Annotated in this window: 17 protein-coding genes; 9 read left to right on the forward strand and 8 right to left on the reverse strand. The window is 69.2% G+C overall.

Going from position 1 to position 21,599, the window contains the following annotated elements:
• Positions 1 to 6: 6 nt before the first annotated feature.
• Positions 7 to 1,143, reverse strand: coding sequence for a UDP-galactopyranose mutase (gene glf / locus RWH44_RS01750; RefSeq protein WP_316003619.1), 1,137 nt, complete (start codon positions 1,141 to 1,143; stop codon positions 7 to 9).
• Between the two features lie 148 nt (positions 1,144 to 1,291).
• On the opposite strand from glf, the gene RWH44_RS01755 reads away from it, so the two are divergent.
• From RWH44_RS01755 to RWH44_RS01795, 9 genes are all read left to right on the forward strand, one after another.
• Entirely contained in the window at positions 1,292 to 3,217 is a 1,926-nt protein-coding gene (locus tag RWH44_RS01755; RefSeq protein WP_316003236.1) for a DUF6541 family protein, read from the forward strand.
• 1 nt (position 3,218) lies between these two features.
• On the forward strand, positions 3,219 to 4,415 hold the full coding sequence (locus RWH44_RS01760; RefSeq protein ID WP_316003237.1) for a glycosyltransferase family 4 protein: 1,197 nt from the start codon (positions 3,219 to 3,221) through the stop codon (positions 4,413 to 4,415).
• Complete coding sequence (locus tag RWH44_RS01765; protein ID WP_316003238.1) at positions 4,412 to 5,608, forward strand: glycosyltransferase family 2 protein; 1,197 nt, start codon at positions 4,412 to 4,414, stop codon at positions 5,606 to 5,608. Before RWH44_RS01760 ends, RWH44_RS01765 begins: the two co-directional genes overlap by 4 nt.
• Before the next feature lie 5 nt (positions 5,609 to 5,613).
• Positions 5,614 to 6,747, forward strand: coding sequence for a glycosyltransferase family 4 protein (locus RWH44_RS01770; protein ID WP_316003239.1), 1,134 nt, complete (start codon positions 5,614 to 5,616; stop codon positions 6,745 to 6,747).
• Entirely contained in the window at positions 6,740 to 7,978 is a 1,239-nt protein-coding gene (locus RWH44_RS01775) for a polysaccharide biosynthesis protein (RefSeq protein ID WP_316003240.1), read from the forward strand. The genes RWH44_RS01770 and RWH44_RS01775 overlap by 8 nt, the downstream gene beginning before the upstream one ends.
• Before the next feature lie 31 nt (positions 7,979 to 8,009).
• Positions 8,010 to 8,984 carry a glycosyltransferase family 2 protein gene (locus RWH44_RS01780; RefSeq protein WP_316003241.1) on the forward strand — a complete coding sequence of 325 codons (975 nt, stop codon included), beginning with the start codon at positions 8,010 to 8,012 and terminating at the stop codon, positions 8,982 to 8,984.
• Positions 8,985 to 9,036: 52 nt separating this feature from the next.
• Positions 9,037 to 11,241 carry a glycosyltransferase family protein gene (locus RWH44_RS01785; RefSeq protein ID WP_316003242.1) on the forward strand — a complete coding sequence of 735 codons (2,205 nt, stop codon included), beginning with the start codon at positions 9,037 to 9,039 and terminating at the stop codon, positions 11,239 to 11,241.
• Between the two features lie 111 nt (positions 11,242 to 11,352).
• Complete coding sequence (locus RWH44_RS01790; protein ID WP_316003243.1) at positions 11,353 to 11,793, forward strand: GtrA family protein; 441 nt, start codon at positions 11,353 to 11,355, stop codon at positions 11,791 to 11,793.
• Positions 11,786 to 12,748, forward strand: a complete 963-nt coding sequence (locus RWH44_RS01795) for a glycosyltransferase family 2 protein (protein WP_316003244.1) — start codon at positions 11,786 to 11,788, stop codon at positions 12,746 to 12,748. Before RWH44_RS01790 ends, RWH44_RS01795 begins: the two co-directional genes overlap by 8 nt.
• Before the next feature lie 62 nt (positions 12,749 to 12,810).
• On the opposite strand, the gene RWH44_RS01800 is transcribed toward RWH44_RS01795, so the two are convergent.
• Genes RWH44_RS01800 through RWH44_RS01830 form a run of 7 tightly spaced genes read right to left on the reverse strand, consistent with a single transcriptional unit; the run spans position 12,811 to position 21,590 of the window.
• On the reverse strand, positions 12,811 to 13,830 hold the full coding sequence (locus tag RWH44_RS01800; protein ID WP_437127265.1) for a Gfo/Idh/MocA family oxidoreductase: 1,020 nt from the start codon (positions 13,828 to 13,830) through the stop codon (positions 12,811 to 12,813).
• Positions 13,824 to 14,921, reverse strand: coding sequence for a DegT/DnrJ/EryC1/StrS family aminotransferase (locus RWH44_RS01805; RefSeq protein ID WP_316003246.1), 1,098 nt, complete (start codon positions 14,919 to 14,921; stop codon positions 13,824 to 13,826). The genes RWH44_RS01800 and RWH44_RS01805 overlap by 7 nt, the downstream gene beginning before the upstream one ends.
• On the reverse strand, positions 14,914 to 15,537 hold the full coding sequence (locus RWH44_RS01810; RefSeq protein WP_316003247.1) for an acyltransferase: 624 nt from the start codon (positions 15,535 to 15,537) through the stop codon (positions 14,914 to 14,916). Before RWH44_RS01810 ends, RWH44_RS01805 begins: the two co-directional genes overlap by 8 nt.
• Positions 15,538 to 15,594: 57 nt before the next feature.
• A complete protein-coding gene (locus tag RWH44_RS01815) occupies positions 15,595 to 16,803 on the reverse strand; it encodes an ABC transporter ATP-binding protein (RefSeq protein ID WP_316003248.1) in 1,209 nt (402 codons plus the stop codon).
• Complete coding sequence (locus RWH44_RS01820) at positions 16,803 to 17,720, reverse strand: ABC transporter permease (protein WP_316003249.1); 918 nt, start codon at positions 17,718 to 17,720, stop codon at positions 16,803 to 16,805. Before RWH44_RS01820 ends, RWH44_RS01815 begins: the two co-directional genes overlap by 1 nt.
• A gap of 22 nt (positions 17,721 to 17,742) precedes the next feature.
• On the reverse strand, positions 17,743 to 19,671 hold the full coding sequence (locus tag RWH44_RS01825; protein WP_316003250.1) for a rhamnan synthesis F family protein: 1,929 nt from the start codon (positions 19,669 to 19,671) through the stop codon (positions 17,743 to 17,745).
• A complete protein-coding gene (locus RWH44_RS01830; protein ID WP_316003251.1) occupies positions 19,668 to 21,590 on the reverse strand; it encodes a rhamnan synthesis F family protein in 1,923 nt (640 codons plus the stop codon). The genes RWH44_RS01825 and RWH44_RS01830 overlap by 4 nt, the downstream gene beginning before the upstream one ends.
• Positions 21,591 to 21,599: the final 9 nt, after the last annotated feature.

Consider the following 21,599-nt stretch of genomic DNA (forward strand, 5'->3'; position numbering starts at 1 on the left):
AAGCGGTCACGCGAGCTGGTTGTTCCACATCGACAGCGCCGAGCCGATCGCCATGTGCATGTCGAGGTACTGGTACGTGCCGAGACGGCCGCCGAAGTGCACATCGCGCTCGCCCTTGGCGAGTTCGCGGTAGGCCAGCAGGCCCGTGCGGTCGTCGGCCGTGTTGACGGGGTAATACGGCTCGTCGGCGCGCGTGGCGAAGCGCGAGTACTCGCGCACGACGACCGTCTTGTCGGTCGGGTAGCGGTCGGCGCGCTCGGGGTGGAAGTGCTTGAACTCGTGGATGCGCGTGTACGGCACGTCGGCGTCGGCGTAGTTCATCACGCTGGTGCCCTGGAAGTCGCCGATCGGCAGCACTTCCTGCTCGAAATCGAGCGTGCGCCACGACAGCTCGCCCTCGGCGTAGTCGAAGTAGCGATCGACCGGTCCGGTGTAGACGACGGGGACCTGCCCGACGGTGTCCTTCTTGTTGAGCGGCTGCGACTCGTCGAAGTAGTCGGTCGACAATTTCACCTCGATGTTCGGGTGATCGGCCATGCGCTCCAGCCACGCGGTGTATCCGTCGACCGGGAGACCCTCCCACGTGTCGTTGAAGTAGCGGTTGTCGTAGGTGTAGCGAACGGGAAGGCGCGAGATGACCTCCGCGGGCAGGTCCTTCGGGTCGGTCTGCCACTGCTTGGCGGTGTAGTCGCGGATGAACGCCTCGTACAGCGGGCGCCCGATGAGGGCGATGCCCTTCTCCTCGAGGTTCGCGGCATCCTTCGCGTCGAATTCGCCGGCGAGCTCCTGCACGAGCGCCTTCGCCTGGTCGGGCGTGTACGCGGCCTGGAAGAACTGGTTGATGGTGCCGAGGTTGATCGGCAGCGGGAACACCACGCCCTTGTGCGTCGTGTAGACGCGGTGGACGTAGGAGGTGAAGTCGGTGAAGCGGTTGACGTACTCCCACACCGTCGGGTTCGAGGTGTGGAACAGGTGCGCGCCGTACTGGTGCACCTCGATGCCCGTCTCGGGCTCGTTCGCGGAGTAGGCGTTGCCGCCGATGTGGTGGCGACGATCGATGACCGTCACCTTGCGGCCCGCGGCGGCCGCGCGCTCGGCGATGGTCAGACCGAAGAAGCCGGAGCCGACGATGAGGAGATCCATGAAGAGGTGCGTCTTTCGTGTCGCGGACACGCGGAGAGCGATCCCGCGCCCCTTCAGTCTAAAGGGGCACCCCGCCGGGGCCTTCAGGGGCGGGTCAGCGACCGTCCGTTAGCATGGCTGACTGTCGTCCAGCGAGAAATGGGAGTGCATGAGCGATTCCTGGTGGGTGATCGTGATGCCGCTGATCATCTCGGTCGTCGCTCTCGTCGTCCCCGGAATCGCCGTTCTCGCAGCCGGATGGGGCGTGCGGCGTCTGCGCATCCTGACCCTGGCACCGGTCGTCTCGATCGCGATCCTCGCCGTCGCCGCGATCGCCGCGCCTCTCGCGGGACTGGCGTGGTCGATCCTCCCCGTCGCGATCGTCACTGTCGTCGCCGCCGCGGCCGCCTTCGGGCTGCGCCGCTGGGTCGGTCGCGAGACGGAGGCGCCGACCTCCGGCCGGACGGCGCTGTGGGGCAGCCTGTCGCTGATCGGCGCGGGCGTCGTCATCGCCCTCCAACTCGCCTGGGTCTTCGGCGGTCCCGCGCACATCTCGCAGACCTTCGACGCGATCGTCCATCTGAACACGGTGGCGTTCGCCGTCGACACGGGCGACGCGTCGGCCTTCCACATCGGTCTCACCTCCGACATCGGGTTCTATCCCAACGGCTGGCACACGGTGGCCGCGCTCGCCGCCCAGGTGACGGGCGCGTCCGTGCCGGTCGCCGTCAACGCCGCCAACATCGCGCTCGCGGCGGTCGCCTGGCCGATGTCGGTGGTGGCGCTCAGCACCGTGCTGCTGTCCGAGCGCACGGCCGTCGTCGTCAGCGCCGCAGCCCTGTCGACCGGGTTCGGCGCATTCCCGCTGCTGCTGATGTTCTTCGGCGTCCTCTACCCGAACGCCATGGGCTACGCGGTGCTCCCGGGCGGCGTCGCCGTGGTGGTGCACCTCCTGCGAGCGACCGGGTCGGCCGCACGGGTGCGCGCCGCCGTGCTGTTGCTCGTGGCGGCCGCGGGCGTGGGCCTGGCCCATCCGAACGCGTTCCTGTCGATGGCGGCCCTGGGCGCGGGCATCGCCGTCGTCGAGCTGGTCGGCCGTGCGGTGCGGCATCCTTCCCGCCGTCGGTGGATGTCGACCACGGCGATCCTGCTGGCGCTGTTCGTCGTGCTCGGCGTGCTGTGGCGGGTCATGCGCACCAACGCCGAGATGTCGATCTGGGCGCCGTGGCAGACCACGGCCCGCGCGGTCGGAGAGGCACTGCTCCTCTCGCCCGGCGGCTACACGATCACCCTCACGGTCTCGGTGATGATCGCGGTGGGCGTCTTCGCCATCGTGCGCCGACCGCGCCTCCTCGTCGTCGCGGCGCCGATGGCCGTCGCGACGGTGCTCTTCGTCGTGGCTTCGGGCACCGCGGGCGGCAATGCGCTCCGCGAGTTCCTGACGAACCCCTGGTACAACGACTCCTACCGCCTCGCGGCGCTCCTGCCGGCCGCCGGCATCCCGGTCGCCGTCCTCGGTGCGGTCACGATCGCCGACGCCGTCGCTCGCGTCCTCGCGCGCGCCCGCGCCGGACGCGTGCTGCGTGTGGCGGTCGCCGGGGTCGGTGTTCTCGCGGTGTTCTCCGTCGGGGTCAGCCCGAACATCCTCCGCACGGCGGCCGACGCGCGCGGCGCGTACGCGCTCGATGCCACCTCACCGCTGCTCACGAGCAACGAGGAGGCGCTGCTGGAGCGTCTGCCCGAGACCACCCCCGCCGACGCGGTGATCGCCGGCAGCCCCTGGACCGGGGCGTCCCTGGCGTACGCGATCGGCGACCGCGAGGTGCTCCGCAAGCACGTCTTCGGCGCGATCGGGACCGACGAGGAGTACCTCGACAACCGCCTGAGCGCCATCGACTCCGACCCGCGCGTGTGCGAGGTCGTCGACCGCCTGGGCGTCGATTACGTGCTCGACTTCGGCGCGCAGAACGTCTGGAACAACCCCGGCGTCGGCCTCGAGCGCCAGGGGCTGTACAACCTCTCACCGTCGGAGCATCTCGTGCTGGTCGACTCCGAGGGGCCGTCGGCGCGCCTGTTCAAGATCGAGGGGTGCTGACGTGTCGCGCGAGAGCACCGTCGCCGTCGCCTACGACTGCCTCTTCCCCTATTCCACCGGAGGGGGCGAGCGGCAGTACCGCGCGCAAGCCGTCGAGCTCGGTCTGAAGGGTCTCGAGGTCGACTACCTCACCGCGACACAGTGGGACGGTCCCGTGCCGGTCGAGGACGGGTTCCGCATCGTCCCCGTCACCGGGCGACTCTCGCTCTATTCGGATGACGGGGTGCGACGCATCCCCGCGGCTCTCCGCTACGCCGCGTCGCTGTTCGCCGCTCTCGTCCGCCGTCGTCGCCGCTACGACGCGGTCATCGTCAGCGCTCTGCCGATCTTCAACGTCTTCGCCGCCCGACTCGCGCTCGTGGGCTCCGGCACGAAGCTCGTCGTCGACTATCTCGAGGTCTGGCATCGTCGGCAGTGGGTCGAGTACTCCGGCGCGGTGACCGGCACGATCGCGTGGATCCTGCAACGCGCCGCCATCGCGATCACGCCGCTCGCGACGTGCCACTCCCAGCTCTCGGCCACCCGCCTGCGCCGGGAGGGCCTGCGCACAGCCCCCCTGGTCAGTCCCGGACTCATCGACGGAGCCGTCGAGGTACCGCAGCCGGGTCCGGCAGCCGCCCCGCCGTACGTGCTCTACGTCGGTCGCCACATCCCCGACAAGCGCGTCGAGGTCCTGCCCGCCGCCGTGGCCGCGGCCCGCGAGAGCATCCCCGACCTGCGGCTTGTCGTGTTGGGCACCGGCCCGAGTACGGATGCCGTGCGCGCCGAAGTCCGCCGCGTGGGCGGCGAGGCCTGGACGCGCTTCCCCGGCTTCGTCTCGGATGCCGAACTGAACGACCTGCTCCATGGCGCAGCCTGCCTGGCGAACCCCTCGCGCCGCGAGGGCTACGGACTCGTCGTCGTCGAGGCCAACGCCCACGGCGTTCCCGTCGTGCTCGTCGCCGACGAGGGCAACGCCTCCACCGAACTCATCGACGACGGCGTCAACGGCGTCGTCTCCCCGACCACCTCGCCCGCCGACCTCGCCCGGGCCATCCGGGTCGCCGTCGACGGCGGCGACGACCTGCGCCGCTCTTCGCGCGCCTGGTACGACGCCGCCGTCGGCACCCGCACCATCCGCCGCACCGTGGAAGGGATCCTGTCGGCACTGCCGCTGCCGACTCCCTCCTCGGTGAAGACGAAAGAAGACAGCCCGTGACCACTCCCGCTTCCACGGACGTCGAACTGACGATCCTCATGCCCTGCCTCAACGAGGCCGAGACCCTCGAGGTCTGCATCCGCAAGGCGCAGGGCTTCCTGCAGCGCAGCGGAATCCGCGGTGAGGTCCTCATCTCCGACAACGGCAGCACCGACGGCTCCCAGGCGATCGCCGAGGGACTCGGCGCCCGGGTGTCGCACGCCCCGCGCCGAGGCTACGGCGCGGCCCTCATCAACGGCATCGAGCAGGCGCGCGGAACCTACGTCATCATGGCTGACGCCGACGACAGCTACGACTTCGAGAACCTCGAGCCGTTCGTGGACCGTCTGCGCGCCGGAGCCGACCTCGTCATGGGCAACCGTTTCCGCGGCGGCATCGCCCCGGGCGCCATGCCCCCGCTGCACAAGTACCTCGGCAACCCTGTCCTGTCGTTCATCGGCGAATTGTTCTTCCGTCCCGGCATCCGCGACTTCCACTGCGGCCTGCGCGGCTTCAACCGGGCGCGCATCCGTCAGCTCGACCTGCAGACCACGGGCATGGAGTTCGCCTCCGAGATGGTCGTCCGCGCCTCCCTCAAGCGCTACCGCATCGAAGAGGTCCCGACGACCCTGAAGAAGGACGGGCGGTCGCGTCCGCCGCACCTGCGCAGCTGGCACGACGGGTGGCGCCACCTGCGCTTCCTGCTCCTGTTCGCCCCGCGGTGGCTGTTCGTCTACCCGGGCCTGGTGGCGTTCTTCCTCGGCGCGATCGCGGTGGGGGTCCTCGCCTTCGGCGGGATCAACGTCGGCGGCGTCGGGTTCGATGTGACCACGATGGTCTACGCGAGCGCCCTGTGCGTGATCGGATTCCAATCGCTGCTGTTCTTCTGGCTGACCAAGCTCTATGCCACCCAGGAGGGGTTCCTGCCGACCAGTGAGCGCTATCGCCGCATCGTGGCGAAGTGGTCGGCCGAACGCGGACTTCTGATCGGTGTGGGCCTGTTCCTGCTCGGCATCGTCATCGGCATCGTCCAGGTCGTCCTGTGGGGCAATCTCGACTTCGGCCAGCAGAACGCCGCTCAAGCGGTGCGCATCGCGGTTCCGAGCGCGCTGCTGATCATCCTCGGATTCCAGACCGCGATGATGAGCTTCTTCTCGGGCGTGCTCACGACGCCCCGGCGCGAGCAGCGCCCCGAAGCCGTCATCGAGAGCTGATCGCCGTGCGGATCCTCGTCGATCTGCTGGGCTACACCGGCGGTCGCGGCGGCACCGAGACGTACGTGCGCGAGCTCCTGCCGCGCCTCGCCGAAGAGATGCCGGACGCCGACTTCGTGGCCCTCACGGGGGCGTCCGGCGCCGCCGGCGTGAGGAAGTTCTTCCCGGGTGAGGTGCGCGTCGTCGAGTGGGTGGGCGACGGCCGGGCGTCGTGGGCGGCGGGTGAGATCGTCGCGGTCGAGCGAACGGCGAAGGCGATGGATGCCGACCTGGTGTGGAGCCCCGCGAACTTCGGCCCTCTGAGCGAAGGTGTCGTCCCCCGCGTGGTCTCGGTGCACGACGTCATCTATCACGAGGTGCCCGGGGAGGGCCTCGAACGCCTCGCGCGTGCGGTGACCGCGTGGCTCATGACCCGCACGGCGCGGACGGCGCGGGCGGTCGTCACCGTCTCCGCCACCGCGGCGAGCGCGATCCACGAGCATCTCGGCGTCCCGCGCGAGCGCATCACGGTCGTGCACAACGGCGGGTCCGACATCCGCGGGGTCGATGATCCCTGGCGCCTGCTCGCCCCGCTCGGCATCCTTCCCGGCAGGCCGGTGCTCCTGTCGACGGGCAATCGGATGCCGCACAAGAACTTCGCGGGTCTTCTCGCCGCCGTGGCTCGGATCCCCGCCGATCAGCGGCCCCTCACGGTCATCGGGGGAGGCGGAGCCGACGATCCACTGCGCCAGACGGTCGAGCGGCTCGGTCTCGCGGCCGACGTCGTCCTCCCGGGATGGGTGAGCGACGACCAGCTGCGCGCGCTCTACCAGGTCGCCGACGTCTACGCCTGCCCGTCCCTCACCGAGGGGTTCGGTCTGCCGGTCGTCGACGCCCTCGGCGCGGGAGTACCGGTCGTGGCCCACGACACCGCGGTGCTGCGCGAGGTCGGCGGCGAGTGGGCGCGCTACGCCGACGCGACCGACCCCGCCGTGTTCGCCCGGGCGATCCTCGCCGTCATGTCCCTCGACGGTGGCGCGCGTACGGCGCTGCGCGCGGGCGGGCGGGAGTGGGCGGGTCGCTTCAGCTGGTCGGCTGCGGCCATCGCCCTCTCGGTCGTGCTGCGTCGCACCGCCGCGCGGAGGAACAGCCGTGGCTGAACCGGCGTCCCTGCGGTCGCGCCTGTTCGGCTTCACGCTCATCCCCGCGGTCGCGGCGGTGTCGCCCCTCGTGGTCCTGCCGGCCGTCTCCCGCGCGGCTCCCGACGGCTGGTCCAGCGCGATCGCGGGCGAGTCGATCGGCACGTTCGCCGCCATCGCCGTGGCCTACGGCTGGACGACGGTGGGACCGGCCCTCGTGTCGATCGCGGCCGACGACGTCCGCCGCGGTCGCCTGTACCGCGACGCGCTCGTCGTGCGGCTGGCGACCTCGATCGTCGCCCTCCCCGCCCTCGTCGTGGTCTGCGCCCTCGTCGCCAGTCCCGGGTACAGCCTGCTCGCCGCCCTCATGGGACTGCAGGGCGCCATGATCGCCCTGTCGTTCACGTGGTTCTCGGTGGGCGTGGGCGACCCGCGCTCGATCCTCTTTTACGACGCGATCCCGCGACTCGTGGTCGCCGTGGGATCCATGCTCGCCATCGTCAACGGCGCGCCCGTCGAGGTCTATCCCCTCGCCGGCATCGCCGTGACGGTCGTCGGGACGACGCTCTTCTCGCTGCGCCTGCTCCGCCGCTACCCGTCGGCGTGGCCGCCTGCCCGCGAGATCCCGGGACTCTTCCGGGTCGGGGCGCCGGTCGCCCTGAACGACGCCGCCCTGGGGGCGTACTCCGCGGTACCCACGCCCCTCGTGAACGTGCTGTCGGCGGGGACGGCCGCCTCCGGATTCGCCTCGGCCGACAAGATGGCCAAGCTCGGCCAGTTCCTTCCGCTCACCCTCGCCAACGCCCTGCAGTCATGGTCCGTCGAGGTCACGGGTCCCGCGCGACGGTCGCGGCTGCGTCTGGCGCTGCTGATGCACGGCGGCTTCGGCGTCCTCGGCATGCTCGTGCTCGGCTTCGCCGGTCCCCCCGTCAGCGCCCTCATGTTCGGCGAACCGGCGGCGGCGCCGTTCGCGGTCTGCCTCGCCCTCGGTGTCGCCTTCGCCCTGTTCTCGCTCCGCACGTCGATGACGCGTCATGTCCTGTTCCCGGCGGGCGAGCAGCACGCGGTGATGCGCGCCACCGTGACGGCGACCGTCATCGGCATCCCTCTCATGATCGGTGCGGGGCTGCTTCTGGGCCCGGTCGGCGTCGCGGCGGGACTGGCCGTCACCGAGGCGATCTCCACGCTCATCCTGATCGGGCGCACGCGCCGCCACGTCGACCTCGTCGCCGCCGAAGCACCCACCCCGTGATCGCACCGACCGCACGAAGGACAGGTCTCGCATGACCGGCTCACCCGACATCGACATCGTCATCCCCGTGTACGGGGGGTGGGACTTCGTGCGCACCTGCCTGCAGGCGGCCACCCAGCAGAGCGTCGCCGCTCGGGTGATCGTGGTCGACGACCGCTCGCCCGACGATACGGCCGACCGCGTCGCAGCGGAATTCCCCGACGTCACCCTCATCCGCAACGAACGCAACCTCGGTTTCGCGCGCGCCTGCAACGCCGGTCTCGCCGCGGGCACGGCGCGTCTGGTGATGCTGGTGAACAGCGACGTCGTCCTCGAACCGGATGCCGTGGAGCGGGTGCTCACGGCGATGCCCGACGAGGCATCGCGTCGGGTCGGCAGCGGAGCGACCCTGCTCCTCGCCCCCGACGGCACCGTCGACTCCTACGGCATCGTCGCCGACGTCACCGGCGCCGGTTTCGTGCGGTTCCACGGGGCCGCTCTGCCGGCCGCCGACCCCGTCGACCCTCCCGTCCTCGGGCCCTACGGAGCCGTCGCCGTCTACGTCCGAGCCGCCCTGGACGAGGTGGGCCTGTTCGACACCAACATCTTCATGTACGGCGAAGAGCTCGACCTCGCGTTCCGCCTGCGTGCGGCGACGTGGACGTGCGTCGCGATCGAAGGGCCCCTCGGCACGCACCTCGGCGGGGCCAGCGCCGGCCGGGAGTCGGCTCGCCAACGCCGCCTCTCGGGCTTCGCGCGCGGATACCTCCTGCGCAAGTACGGCGTGCTGCGCTCGCGCTGGGCGCTGCGGGCCCTCGCCGTCGAGATCGTGGTCAGCGGCGCGCGACTCGTCCTGCGGCGCGATGTCCTGTCGCTCCGCGGTCGATGGGAGGGCTGGCGCCGCGGCGCCGACGCGCCCCGCACCGCACTCCCCCTCGATGCCGTCGACGACAGCATCGATCTGCGACAGTCCATGCGCATGCGCGGCGACCGCTACTGGGCGGAGCGTCCTGCCGCGTCCCGCTGACGGCATCCGGATGCCGTCGAGACGGGCTCGACGCCCTGCCTATAGTCGAAGAGTGCTGACCGCCCTCCGCTCGCGCGTGCGCGCCGCGCGCGATCTCCGTCTCCTACGCCCGCTCGTCGCCCGCGCCGACCGGCTGTGGTGGGCGCGCGTCATCCGTCGCGCGGGCATCGTCGACCTCGATTACGTGCGCGCTCAGGTGGGACGCCCCCTGAGCGAGGCGGCCGCCGTCCGCCGCTACGTGAACGGGGGCTTCCGCGAGGGGCTGCGCCTGTCGCCCCTCTTCGTCGACACGGCGGTCGGCGACCATCTGCCCGAAGCATGGCGCGTCCCGGCCCTCTACGCCTACCTGGTGGCCGATCCGCGCGGGCTCCAGGTGAGCCCGCTCTGGGATGCGGTGGCCTACGGCGAGCGCCACCCGGACGCCTGGGACACTCCCGGCGGCCCCCTCGGCCACGCCTGGCGCCATCGTGGGACGCACTCGATCCCCCTCGGTCCGCGATCGGAACCCGCGGCGGCATCCTGGCCCGACGTATCGCGGGTGATCGTCGAGGCCGCGCGTCGCGCTCGCGTGGGAGGAGAGGTGAGCCCGGCACCGGGGAACGAGCCCCTCGGTCGCGAATTGATCCTCGCGATCGGCCCCGAGGAGTGGGACTTCGACGAATCGTTCGCCGAGGCGGTCGCCTTCTCGGACGCGCCCGGCCAGGGCGTCGCGATCGCCGTGCTCGACGACCGCGCCGAGGACTGGACGCTGGCGTCGATGCTGGCGGCAGGACGCCCCCGCGTCCGCGTCAGTCGCCGTCGTCACGACGACGCGACGCTCGCGCTCGACGAACTCCTCACCTCCTCGCGCGCCGAAGTCGTCGTCGTACGCGGTCCCAATCAGACCCTCACCGCCGCCGACGCCATGCGTCTGGCGGAGCGGGTCGAGGAGCGTCCCGTCGGCACGTTGCTCGCCCCCGTGTGGAGGGACGGCGACGGCACGATCGCCGCGGTGGGAGCGACCGCCGACGGACGCTTCCTCGCCGGCCACCCCATCGAGGATCTCGATTCCCTCGCTCCCGTGACCGACCTCGAGGTCCCCGCCCTGGCCGGGAGCACGTTCGCCGCCCGCCGCGCGGACGTCAGCGTCGCCCTCCAGGGTCCCGACGCCGCTGCCCGCCTGGACGGCCGTGCGATCGTCGCTCTGGACGTCGAGACTCGCACGCGCTCGCGTGCCGCGTCGGCAGACCTGCCCGCTGAGCTGCCCGCCGGCGATGCCCTGCTGCTCCGCGCCGGCTGGGAGCGTCACGACGACGGCCCGCTCCCCCGTGTGCGGCGCCCGCAGCGCCTCATCGAGCTGCCCGACGGCGAGCGGGTGCCCGCCCTGCGATGGGCACTGCGGACGGCTGCTCCCGTGGGTCCCCGCGCGGAGGGGTGGGGCGACACCCATTTCGCGCGCGCCCTGGCCGACGCCCTCCGGCGTCTCGGGCAAGAGGTGGTCATCGACTCCTACCCCGCCCGCACCCGCCCCACACGTCATCTCGACGACGTGACCGTGGCCCTGCGCGGCCCCGAACCGCTCGAGGCCTCCCCCACCGGCATCTCCCTGCTGTGGGTCATCAGCCATCCCGACCAGATCGGTCCCCGCGACGTGGCGGGATTCCACGAGGTCTTCGCCGCCTCCGCGCCGTGGGCTCAGGCGACCGGCCGCGAACTCGGCGTGTCCATCACCGCTCTGCTGCAGTGCACCGATGCCACGCGCTTCCACCCCGCAGGACGCCCGCGGGGCTCCGACATCCTCTTCGTCGGAACAGCGCGCGGCATCCTCCGCCCATCCGTCGTCGAGCCCATCCGAGCGGGCATCCCCGTCACCGTGATCGGCCCGGACTGGCGCGGATGGATCCCCGCCGAGCGCATCGCCGCCACGGGAGTGCGCAACGACGAGCTCCCCGCGCTCTACGAGAGCGCCGGCGTGGTGCTGAACGATCACTGGCCCGCGATGCAGGAGCGGGGGTTCATCGGCAACCGCCTCTTCGACGTCGTCGCCGCGGGTGGTCGCGCCATCAGCGATCAGGTCGAGGGGATCGAGGAGCTCTTCGGCGGCGCCGTACGTATCTGGGAGAACGTTCCCGAACTGATCGGGCTGCTCTCCGGCGATCTGGAGCGCGTCTTCCCCTCTTCCGCGGACTTGGATGCCGTCTCGGCACGCATCCGCATCGAGCACTCCTTCGATGCCCGTGCGCGGACCCTGCTCGACGCGGCGTTACGGCACCGCTGACGCGTCCGGCAGGCCCGTGCGCGCCGTTATCGGTGGACGGCAGGGGCGGAGGGGGCCGACACGACGGCGCTCCGTCTCGGCCGACGTACCGAGGCTGGCAGAATGGAACTCATGCCTTCGGAGACTCCACCGCTACGTGGCGGGGGGCTCTCCAAGCTGTGGTCCTCAAGCCTCGTGCGTTATCTGGTCATGGGCGGACTGTCCTTCGCCTTCGACTTCGGTCTGCTGTGGCTGCTGTACGACGTCGCGGGCGTGCCGCTCACGGTTGCGACGCCCACCGCGTTCCTTGCGAGTTTCGTCGTGACGTACACGTTGCAGCGCCTCTTCGCGTTCCGCGCGACCGACTCCATCGCGCCGAGCGTCGTTCGCTACGCCCTCCTCGTCGCAGCCAACACGGCCCTCACCACCGGCATCGTCGCTCTTGCCGACTCCGCGGGCTGGTCCTGGGTCATCGGCAAGATCGTCGCCGTCGCGGTGACCACCGTGGGCAACTATTTCGCGTACCGCTACTGGGTCTTCGCCCGTCCGAAAGGTTCTCCCCCGCATGTATAAAGGCGCCATCGTGGCCGCGGTCGTCCCCGCGTACAAAGAAGAGAAGATGATCGCCCGCGTCATCGAGACCATGCCCGATTTCGTCGACCACATCGTCATCGTCGACGACTGCAGCCCCGACGACACCAGCGGCGCCGTCAGACGGACGGGCGACGCGCGCGTGACGCTGATCCGCCACGAGGTCAACCAGGGGGTCGGCGGCGCGATCATCACCGGTCACCGCACAGCACTGGAACTCGGCAGCGACGTCAACGTCATCATGGCGGGCGATGCGCAGATGGACCCGGCCTATCTCCCGGCGCTCCTGGACCGGGTTGTCGAGGACGGATACGGCTTCGCGAAAGCGAACCGCTTCTACTCCCCTGAATCCTTCACCGGAATGCCCGGCTACCGCGTCTTCGGGAACATCGCGCTCTCGTTCATCACCAAGCTGTCATCCGGCTACTGGAACCTCTTCGACCCGCAGAACGGCTACACCGCCATCCGTTCTGAGGCACTGCGACGGGTTCCGCTGGACCGCGTGGCCAAGCGCTACAGCTTCGAGAACGACCTTCTGATCCACCTCAACATCCTGCAAGTGTCGGCCGTCGACGTCCCGATCCCCGCCGTATACGGCGAAGAGGTCTCCAGCATCAGATTGAGCAAGGTCATCCCGGAGCTCATGCACCGACTAACCGTGGGATTCTGGCACCGCATCTGGTACCGGTATGTGCTGTGGTCGTTCTCGCCGATCGCACTGCTGTTGTTCCTCGGGCTCCTGTTCCTGGGGTTCGGTCTCATCGTGACGATCTGGCTGTTCTTCCAGATCCTCGGGTCGGTGATCGCCACGGCCGCAACCGTCATGCTCGCGGCGCTCCCCTTGATGTTGGGTACGCAGTTGCTCATCAGCGCCTTGCAGCTCGACATCCAGGCGACACCGTCGACGCCGGAGCACACGCCCTTCTCGATGCGCTGAGGTTCTCGGCAAGAAGAGAATGCCCCGATGCGCCGAGCGCACCGGGGCATTCTTCTGTCGGATCAGAGGGATGCCGCGACCGGCTCCGTGGGACGCACCAGGCGCCCCTCGTCGGAGGCCGACTCGAGCGACGCCTCGACGACACGCAGCACGTGCACGGCCTCGCGCATGGTCGACAGAGCGGTGCTCGCGCCGTTGACCGTGTCGCGGAACGCCTCGAGTTCTGCACGCAGCGGCTCGCGCTTGGGGAAGGCGAAGCGCGTGACATCCCCCTCCGAAACCCCACGGAACGTGGAGACCGACTCCCACTCGAGCGCAGCCGTGCCGTTGCGGTGAAGGGTCAGGTCGGCCGTCGCGGTATCGGCGATGAATGTCCCTCGTTCGCCGGTGACGACCGTGACGCGCTCCTTCATCGGGCTCAGCCAGTTGATGAGGTGGTTGACGACGGCGCCGTCGGTGAGCCGTCCAGAGATCGCGATCATATCTTCGAAGGAGCGGCCACTCTGGAAAGCGGTTTGCGCGGACACGGCCGCGTACCCCGCCTGGGCGACCCACGCGGTCAGGTCGATGTCATGCGTCGCCAGGTCCTTGGCGACCCCGACGTCGCCGATGCGTGCCGGGAACGTGCTCTGCCGCCGCGTCGCGATCTGGAAGACATCCCCGATCTCGCCCTCGGCGAGACGCGCGCGAAGCTGTTGGAGCGCCGGGTTGAAGCGCTCGACGTGACCGACGGCACCGACGAGGCCGCGCGACTCGAAGAGATCCGCCAGTGCCTGCCCCTCCTCGGAGCTGTCGGCGATGGGCTTTTCCACGAGCACGTGAACGTCGGCCGCAGCCAGCGATGCGGCCGCTGCCGCGTGGAACCGGGTGGGAACCGCGACGACGGCGATATCGAGACCGGCGGACGCCAGCGCGTCGACGTCGGGGAGAACGGTCAGCCCGCCCGCGACACCGTGGGGGTCACCGGCCGGGTCGGCGACCGCGACGAGCTCGATGCCGTCGATCTCGCGCAGGAGCCGTGCGTGATGGCGGCCCATCATGCCCAAGCCGAGAAGCCCCGCGCGAAGGACGGCGTTCACGATCCGGCTCCCGCCACGGCCGCGACGGCCGCGACGATGCGTCCGAGATCATCATCGCTCAACGAAGGATGCACCGGCAGCGAGACGACCTCACTCGCGGCGTTTTCCGTCTGCGGAAGGTCAAGCCCCGGGGCGAAGTGCGTCAGCGAAGGAAGGCGGTGGTTCGGGATCGGGTAGTACACGCCACTGCCGACCTGGTGCTCCTCGCGGAGCGCACGGACGAAGCCGTCGCGGTCGTCCCGCACGCGGATGGTGTACTGGTGGTACACGTGGTGCACCCCGGGGGCGACGACGGGGATCTCGACCCCGGTGAGATGGGTGTCGAGGAACGCCGCGTTCTCGCGACGCTTCTGCGTCCAGGCGTCGACCTTGGTCAGCTGCACGCGACCGATCGCGGCGTGCAGATCGGTCATGCGCGCGTTGAAGCCGACGATCTCGTTCTCGTACTGCCGCTCCATCCCCTGATTGCGCAACAGGCGCAGCGCGCGGGCGATCTCAGCCGACCCCGCTGTGACCATTCCGCCTTCGCCGCTGGTCATGTTCTTCGTCGGGTAGAGCGAGAACATCGTGAAGGAACCGAAGGTGCCGACGGGGCGGTCGGCGATCTTCGCCCCGTGCGCCTGCGCGGCGTCTTCGAAGAGCGCGATTCCGTGACGCTCCGCCAGTTCACCGAGCCCGACCATGTCAGCGGGATGTCCGTAGAGGTGGACCGGCATGATCGCGCGCGTACGCGGGGTGATGGCGGCTTCGACACTCGCGACGTCGAGGGTGAAGGTGACGGGGTCGATGTCGGCGAACACGGGGGTCGCGCCCGTCAGCGCCACGGAGTTGCCCGTTGCCGCGAAAGTGAACGAGGGGACGATGACCTCGTCGCCGGGCCCGATCCCGCAGGCCAGCAGACCGAGGTGCAGGCCCGAGGTTCCCGAATTGACGGCCACGGTCTCGCGCCCATCGACGAAGTGGTCGGCGAACTCCCGCTCGAAGGCGGCGACTTCCGGGCCCTGGGCGATCATGCCGCTGCGGAGAACGCGGTCGACCGCCGCGCGCTCGTCGTCTCCGATGAGGGGTTTTGCTGCGGGGATGAGATCAGGCACGTGTTTCCTCCTTGAGTGCGCCGTCGAGCTCGACGAAGCGTGCGCCGGTGCGCGGGCAAGTCCACACCCCGTCGCGCTGCGCCAACGGCACGCCGGCAGGGCCGACCCAGCCGATGCGCTTCGCCGGCACCCCGGCGACGAGCGCGAAGTCGGGGACGTCTTTCGTGACGACCGCTCCGGCGGCGACGGTGGCCCAACGGCCGACGACGACCGGGGCCACGCAGGTCGCGTGCGCCCCGATGGATGCTCCCTCGCGAACGGTCACTCCGACCGGTGTCCAATCGGTCGCCGATTTGGGCGATCCGTCGGGGTTCACCGCGCGTGGATGGGTGTCGTTCGTGAACACGACCGCGGGGCCGACGAAGACGCCCCGCTCCAGCCGTGCCGGCTCGTAGACCAACGCGTGGTTCTGGATCTTGCAGTTGTCGCCCACCTGGACGCCCGACCCGATGTACACGCCGCGCCCGATGACGCAACCGGTGCCGACGACGGCTCCCTCCCGTACCTGGGCCAGGTGCCAGACGGAGGTGCCGTCACCGATGACGGCACCCGTCACATCAGCGGATGGATCGATGCGGGGGGACGTCTGCGTGGACGGATCAGTGGTGTGGTGCACGGCGGACCAGTTTATCGGGACGGGGTGACACCATCGGGGCGCCACCCGGAGGGTGAATCAGACCGAGGACGATCCGACGAAAGCGACGCTCGCCGCCACCGTGCCCACGGTCACGTCGTCTTGCGTCTTGACGGTGAAGAGCGCTCCCTGCGCCAGCCCGTGGCTGCTCGGCTCGCTCACGCCGGCGGCGTTCGCGTTGACGTAGTACTGACCAGCGCCGAGATTGACCGACGCCACGCGCAGATCGACGGTGACGGGACCCTCGATGGGATCCAGACGGTGTTCCAGCATCTCGGTGTTCGAGGCGAGCACCATGTGACCGAGGGGCGTATCGATGCTGAAGCCGAGTTCCCATCGCTCGATCGGCTTCATGGAATCCACGTGGACGCGGATCGTCAGGGGATCGCCCTCGTTGACCACCTTCGTGGGGGAACCGTCGTCGTCGAGGAGTTCGACGCGCTTCACCTGGATCGGGTGCACCGTCTGCTCGGGCGGAGCCTCACCCACTCGGCGACCTTCGAGCACGTCGCGGAGGGCTCCGATGGCGGCGCGGGTCTCGCCGTCGAAGACGACGGCTCCGTCCTTCAGGACGATGCCCCGGTCGCAGAGCTCCGCGACCTGTTGCGCGGAGTGCGTCACGAGGATGATGGTGCGCCCCTGGGCACGGAACTCCGCGATGCGGTCCATGCACTTGCGCTGGAAGGTCTCGTCGCCGACCGCGAGCACCTCGTCGACGAGCAGCACGTCGGGGTCTGTGTGGATGGCGACGGCGAACGCCAAGCGCACGTACATACCGGAGGAGTAGAACTTCACGGCCGTGTCGATGAAGTCGCCGATTCCACTGAACTCGACGATGTTGTCGAACTCGCGGTCGATCTCCTCACGCGTCATGCCGAGGATCGAGGCGTTGAGGTAGACGTTCTCTCGCCCGCTCAGGTCGGGGTGGAAGCCGGCGCCGAGCTCGAGCAGCGCAGCCATCCGTCCCCGCGTCTCCACGAGTCCGGAGGAGGGCGACAGGATGCCGCCGATGAGCTTGAGCAGCGTGCTCTTGCCCGATCCGTTGGCACCGAGCAGGCCCACGGTGGTTCCGGCCTGGATGCTCAGCGAGACGTCGTCGACCGCGATGAAATCGCGACGGTGGGTCTTGCCGAGCCGGCCCAAGTGGACGACGCGGTCCTTCAGGCTGTTGTCCTTGCGCACCCGGAAGTGCTTCGAGACGGAGGACAGGCGCACGATGTCCGGCGCGACGGTGGCGTTGTTCGGCATCACAGCTCCTGTGCGAAATTGCCCTGCATGCGGGTGAAGACGCGGTGCGAGATCACGAGCAGAACAAGGCCGACGAGACCGGCGATGAGCATGCGCAGCCCGAGATTGGCGGGGTAATCCTCAATGGTGCCCGCACCCCAGAAAGCGCGATGGAAGCCGAGGACGGCGATGGTGAGGGGGTTGGCCGCGTAGACCTCGAGCACCCACTCCGGCAGCTGAAAGCGGGTGATCACGTCCTGCACCATGCGCCAGGAATAGACGATCGGCGCGCCCCACATGGCCAGCATCAGCACGACCTCGGTGAGGTACTGGATGTCACGCAGGTAGACGTTCAGGGCCGACAGCAGGAGCCCGATTGCCAGACCGTAGACGGTGATCAAGATCACCGACGGGAAGAACCACAGCATCTCCGCCGGCTCGGGGAGCGCGCGGAACAGCAGCGCCGCTACGACCAGGACGCCCAGCTGCACGAGGAACATGAATCCTGCGCCGCCGATGCTCGCGAGCGGGAAGATCTCGCGCGGCAGGTAGATCTTCTTGACCAGGCCACCGTTCTGCAGGATCGACCCGGTCGCACCGAAGACCATGTCATTGAAGAAGACGTAGAGGGTCAGTCCCGAGAACAGATAGACCGCGAAGTTGTCGATCCCCTCCGCCGCCCGAAGGAATTGACCGAGCACGATGAAGTACATCAAGAACTGGATCAGGGGCCGGATCACGGTCCACAGGAATCCCAAGAAGCTGTCGCGGTAGCGCGCCTGAAGATCGCGGCGGACGAGCAGGTTGAGCAGGTCGCGGCGAGCGAGGATCTCCCCCACCTTGCCCAGCCGACCGGTGGTACGTCGGCCTTTCGCATCGACGACCGCATACGGCGCGTCGGCGATGCGAGCGAACCTCGCCTCGGTCTCCGTGCTCATCGCTGTCCTTCCCGCTGTCGTGTCATCGGTTCTTCCATCGTCTTCCCACTCCGTCGGCGATCCGGTGGATCCACCGGCCCGGCCGGCGCATGGGATCCATCAACCGCCGCAGCCGGTGCACCGTTCCCATGTGGTTCAGGCGCATGTACATCCGGAGGAAATCCTTTCCGGAACCCCGTCCGACGAAACCCAGCGCGCGCAGCCGGTCGATCTTCTCGAAGGCGTATCCCGGCGTGGTCGCCGACATCTCGTCGAGCTTGTAATCCAGGGCCGTGAAGCTGACCGCCGCGTAATCGGGTGCGACGACCGTCCGGGTGTGGAAACCCGCTTCACCTGCCGCGTAGGACGGCATGCGCTCAAGAATATGCGCGAGGCCACCGTCCTGGTACGCCTCCGCGCCGCCGAAGTCGGAATAGCGCCAAGACTGCTCGACAAGAATGCGGAGAGCAGCGGGACGCGCGAAGAACATCGACCCGTACGGCGCCAGCGGCGACACGTCGTCCAGGGGGACGCGGATGCCGAGCTCGTCGGCGAGACGCTCGAAGCCGGGCTTGTTGGCCCACCACGCGCGCCCGAGCGTCGGATAGCCGATGTGGATCATGGGCGGGTAGGCGAGGCCGAGACCGGGCTCGCGCTGGAACAACGCGACCACTCGCGACGTGTGCGCATCGTCGTGGAGGAGGTTCAGGAACTGCTGTTCGCGGAAGTGCGTGCCGACGTTGTAGCCGTCCTGGGGCGTCTTCTTGCTGTGGAGCTTGACCACCAGGTCGTATCGCCCGGATATCAGCACGTCGCGACATCCGATGAGGAAAGCGCTCTGATCGCGACCGTCGTTCGACTCCACGATCCGGACGTCGACGGAGCCGCGCTCTCCGGGGAGCGCGGCGATACGCGCCCGGATGCGGTCGGCGCGCTCGGCATCGGGAGTGGTGACCACGAGGTCGTAGGGCATCGGGAGCGTGTCGGCCCGCTCGATCATCTCAACGGTCATCTCGTCGTAGAAGATGTGCGCGATCACGACGACCCGCATCGGGCGGGAGGGATCGTAAGGCGGGTGGTCCGCGCCGATGACATCCATGAGACCCGCGTCGGCGTTCAGCACCTTGGGCGGGACATTGCGCGCAAGATTCGACAGCGCCATCTCGACCGGGTAGCCACCCTCGGCGGCGGCATCCAGGGCCCACCTCCCGATGACCGCGTAGCGGTCGAGGAACGGCGGCCAGTGGAAGAACGGACGACGCTTGAGCACGGGGCACCCATCGTCGATCAGCGCCCGGGGGGCGAAGAGCGAAGCATTGACACAGCCGTAGTCGTCGGATGCGAACGCGACGTCGGCGACGTACCCGGCGTCGCGGAACGCCGCGGTGAACACGATCTCGTGCTGCACCACCGCATCGGTGTAGGAGTCCAGAGCGGGCATCTCGCGCCAGTAGCGCTCCCAGCGATCGGACGTGAACATCTCTCGGCGGACCGCGAGCCAGTACGACTGCAGGTGGTACGGCAGTGTGCCCTTGCCGGTGATCGGGTTGTTCTCCTCCGGAGCGTGGTCTGTCATGCCCCAGAAGTGCACGGCACGCGCATTCATCCGCTCGAAGACGGGGCCGAAAGGACGCACCGGACCGAACCACGTGTCGTTGGTGAGCACGATCTCGTCGTACTGCGTCAGCTCGTCACGCAGATGCCGCAGGGCGTGGCGCTGCGCACCGATGTCGAATCCGCTGTTCTCGCGCACGACGAGCTCGTCCACGACGGGCTCCAATCGCGCCCGGCCGACGGCGGTGAGGCGGCCGTTCACCACCGCGATGATGCGCGCGCTGTGCAGACGAAGACCCTCGAGCGCGTGCACGACGTAATCGTCGACATCTCCGCGTCGGTCGTAGATCGTGTACACGATCAGCCGGCGGCCCCCGTCGGGGAACGACACGGGGGGTGGGACTCGCAGTTCGCTCACGCGCGGCCCCCTCTCGCCAGTCGGCGACCTGCCGCGGCACCGGCCCGCGCCGTGCGCAGGACCGCGCGAGCGCCTCGCCCGAACGGACGCATGACCGGGTCGAGGCGCTCGACGACGCCGTTGTGGTTCGTCTTCATGTACATGCGGAAGAAGGCGACAGCACCGGCGGTGCCCATCCAGCCCGCGCGATGCAGGAACTGGATCTGCTCGACCGGGTAACCGGGCAGGTTCACCGCCATCTGGTCGATCTTGTACTCCACGGCCAGGTGCGTCAGACTCGCGTGCTCAGGGTCGAGCACCGTGCGCACGTGATAGCCGTCCTCGCCCGCGGCCGCGGAGATCAACCGCTCCAGCAGACGCTGCAGGTCGGGGACGCGTTCACGGGAGCGATCGCGGAAATCGTGGTAGTCGAATCGCTCGTCGAGCAGGGGCCGCAGCGCTGCCGGTCGCCCTGCCCACATTCCCCCCAGAGGGGAGAGCGGGGTCACGCCGTCCAGCGGGACACGGATGCCGAGGCGCTCGGCCATGTCGTGGCCCATCCCTCGATACCAGGACCAGCCCTCCCCGGTCGTGGCGTATCCCGTCTCGATGACGGGAGGGATGACGACTCCCAGACCCGGCTCGCGCACGAAGAGCGCGAGCAAGTTCGTGATGTAGGCCCGGCTCCCGAGGAGGTTGTCCCGCGTGTACCGACGGAAGTACTCAGCGATGGTGCGCCCACGTCGCACGGGGAGCCGATCGTGCAGCTTGACGAAGACGTCGTAGCCGCCGTTCAGCAGCTCATCACGGCATCCGATGAGGAACGCGCTCATATCGCGTCCCTGGTCGGACGGGACGACCCGCACACGGGCGTCGTGAACGCTGACGCCCTCGGCGCTCAGCAGTTCTTCCACGGCAGGGACCAGCGCCGCATCGGACGTCGTCACGATGACGTCGACGGGCGTGGGGAACCACGAGAGTCGCTCGATGAGAGGAGCGCAGGCGGCGACTCCGGTAGCGTGCAACACCACCAGCACCTTCAGCGCGGAAGGGTCTTCGGATGCCGTGACCACCGTGCGGGGCAGGACCTCGAGCATCGCGAGATTCGTGTTGATGACCTTCGCAGGAACGGTGCGCGCGAGATTGTCGAGGATGAGCGCTGCGGGATAGCCGTAGCCCTCGACCCTCTCGATGAGCGTCCGGCCGATGACCGCGTGGCGGTCGAGGAACACCGGCCAGTGGAAGAACGGCCGGCGCTTGACCAGCGGGCACCCGTCGTCGAGAAGGAGCGTCGGGTTGAACAGCGCCGGATGGTCGGTGGGGTAATCGTCCGAGGCGAACGCGACCGCCGAGGTGAAGCCGGCCTGGACAAAGGTCTCGGTGAAGATCGTCTCGTGCTTGAGCACCGCGTCGAAGTACGACGGCATCTCGGGCAGTTCGCGCCAGTACCGCGCCCAGCGCTCCGACGTCAGCATCTCGCGCCGCACAGCGATCCAGAACGACTGCAGGTGATAGGGCAGCACGCCCTCGCCCGTAAAGGGGTTCGGCTCCTCGCGGGCGTGGTCCGTCATCCCCCAGAAGTCGACGTCGAGGGCGTCCATCCGGTGGAAGATGGGCCCGTAGGGACGCACCGGACCGAACCAGGTGTCGTTCGTGAGCACGACCTCGTCGTAGTCGCGCAGGTCCGGTCCGACATGATCGAGCGCGTCTTTGTGCGCCCAGATGTCGAATCCCACGTTCTTGCGCACGAGGATCTCGTCCGCCACCGGCTCCAGTCGCCGTCGCCCCTCCGGCGTCAGCGGACCGTTGACGACGACGAGGATGCGCGTCGCGTGATCGCGCAGACCCTCGAGAGCGTGAACCACGTAGCGATCGACGCCACCGCGTCGGTCGTATACGACGTAGACGACGAGCCGACGCCCATCCGCGGGGAAGACCACCAGACGCAC

It is taken from the genome of Microbacterium phycohabitans (assembly GCF_032464935.1).
GTDB classification, from domain to species: domain Bacteria; phylum Actinomycetota; class Actinomycetes; order Actinomycetales; family Microbacteriaceae; genus Microbacterium; species Microbacterium phycohabitans.

Bases quoted from the DNA above. Each gene is read 5' to 3' on its own strand.
- glf (WP_316003619.1), bottom strand. From the start codon at position 1,143: ATGGATCTCCTCATCGTCGGCTCCGGCTTCTTCGGTCTGACCATCGCC.
- RWH44_RS01755 (WP_316003236.1), top strand. From the start codon at position 1,292: ATGAGCGATTCCTGGTGGGTGATCGTGATGCCGCTGATCATCTCGGTC.
- RWH44_RS01780 (WP_316003241.1), top strand. From the start codon at position 8,010: ATGACCGGCTCACCCGACATCGACATCGTCATCCCCGTGTACGGGGGG.
- RWH44_RS01790 (WP_316003243.1), top strand. From the start codon at position 11,353: ATGCCTTCGGAGACTCCACCGCTACGTGGCGGGGGGCTCTCCAAGCTG.
- RWH44_RS01795 (WP_316003244.1), top strand. From the start codon at position 11,786: ATGTATAAAGGCGCCATCGTGGCCGCGGTCGTCCCCGCGTACAAAGAA.
- RWH44_RS01815 (WP_316003248.1), bottom strand. From the start codon at position 16,803: ATGCCGAACAACGCCACCGTCGCGCCGGACATCGTGCGCCTGTCCTCC.
- RWH44_RS01820 (WP_316003249.1), bottom strand. From the start codon at position 17,720: ATGAGCACGGAGACCGAGGCGAGGTTCGCTCGCATCGCCGACGCGCCG.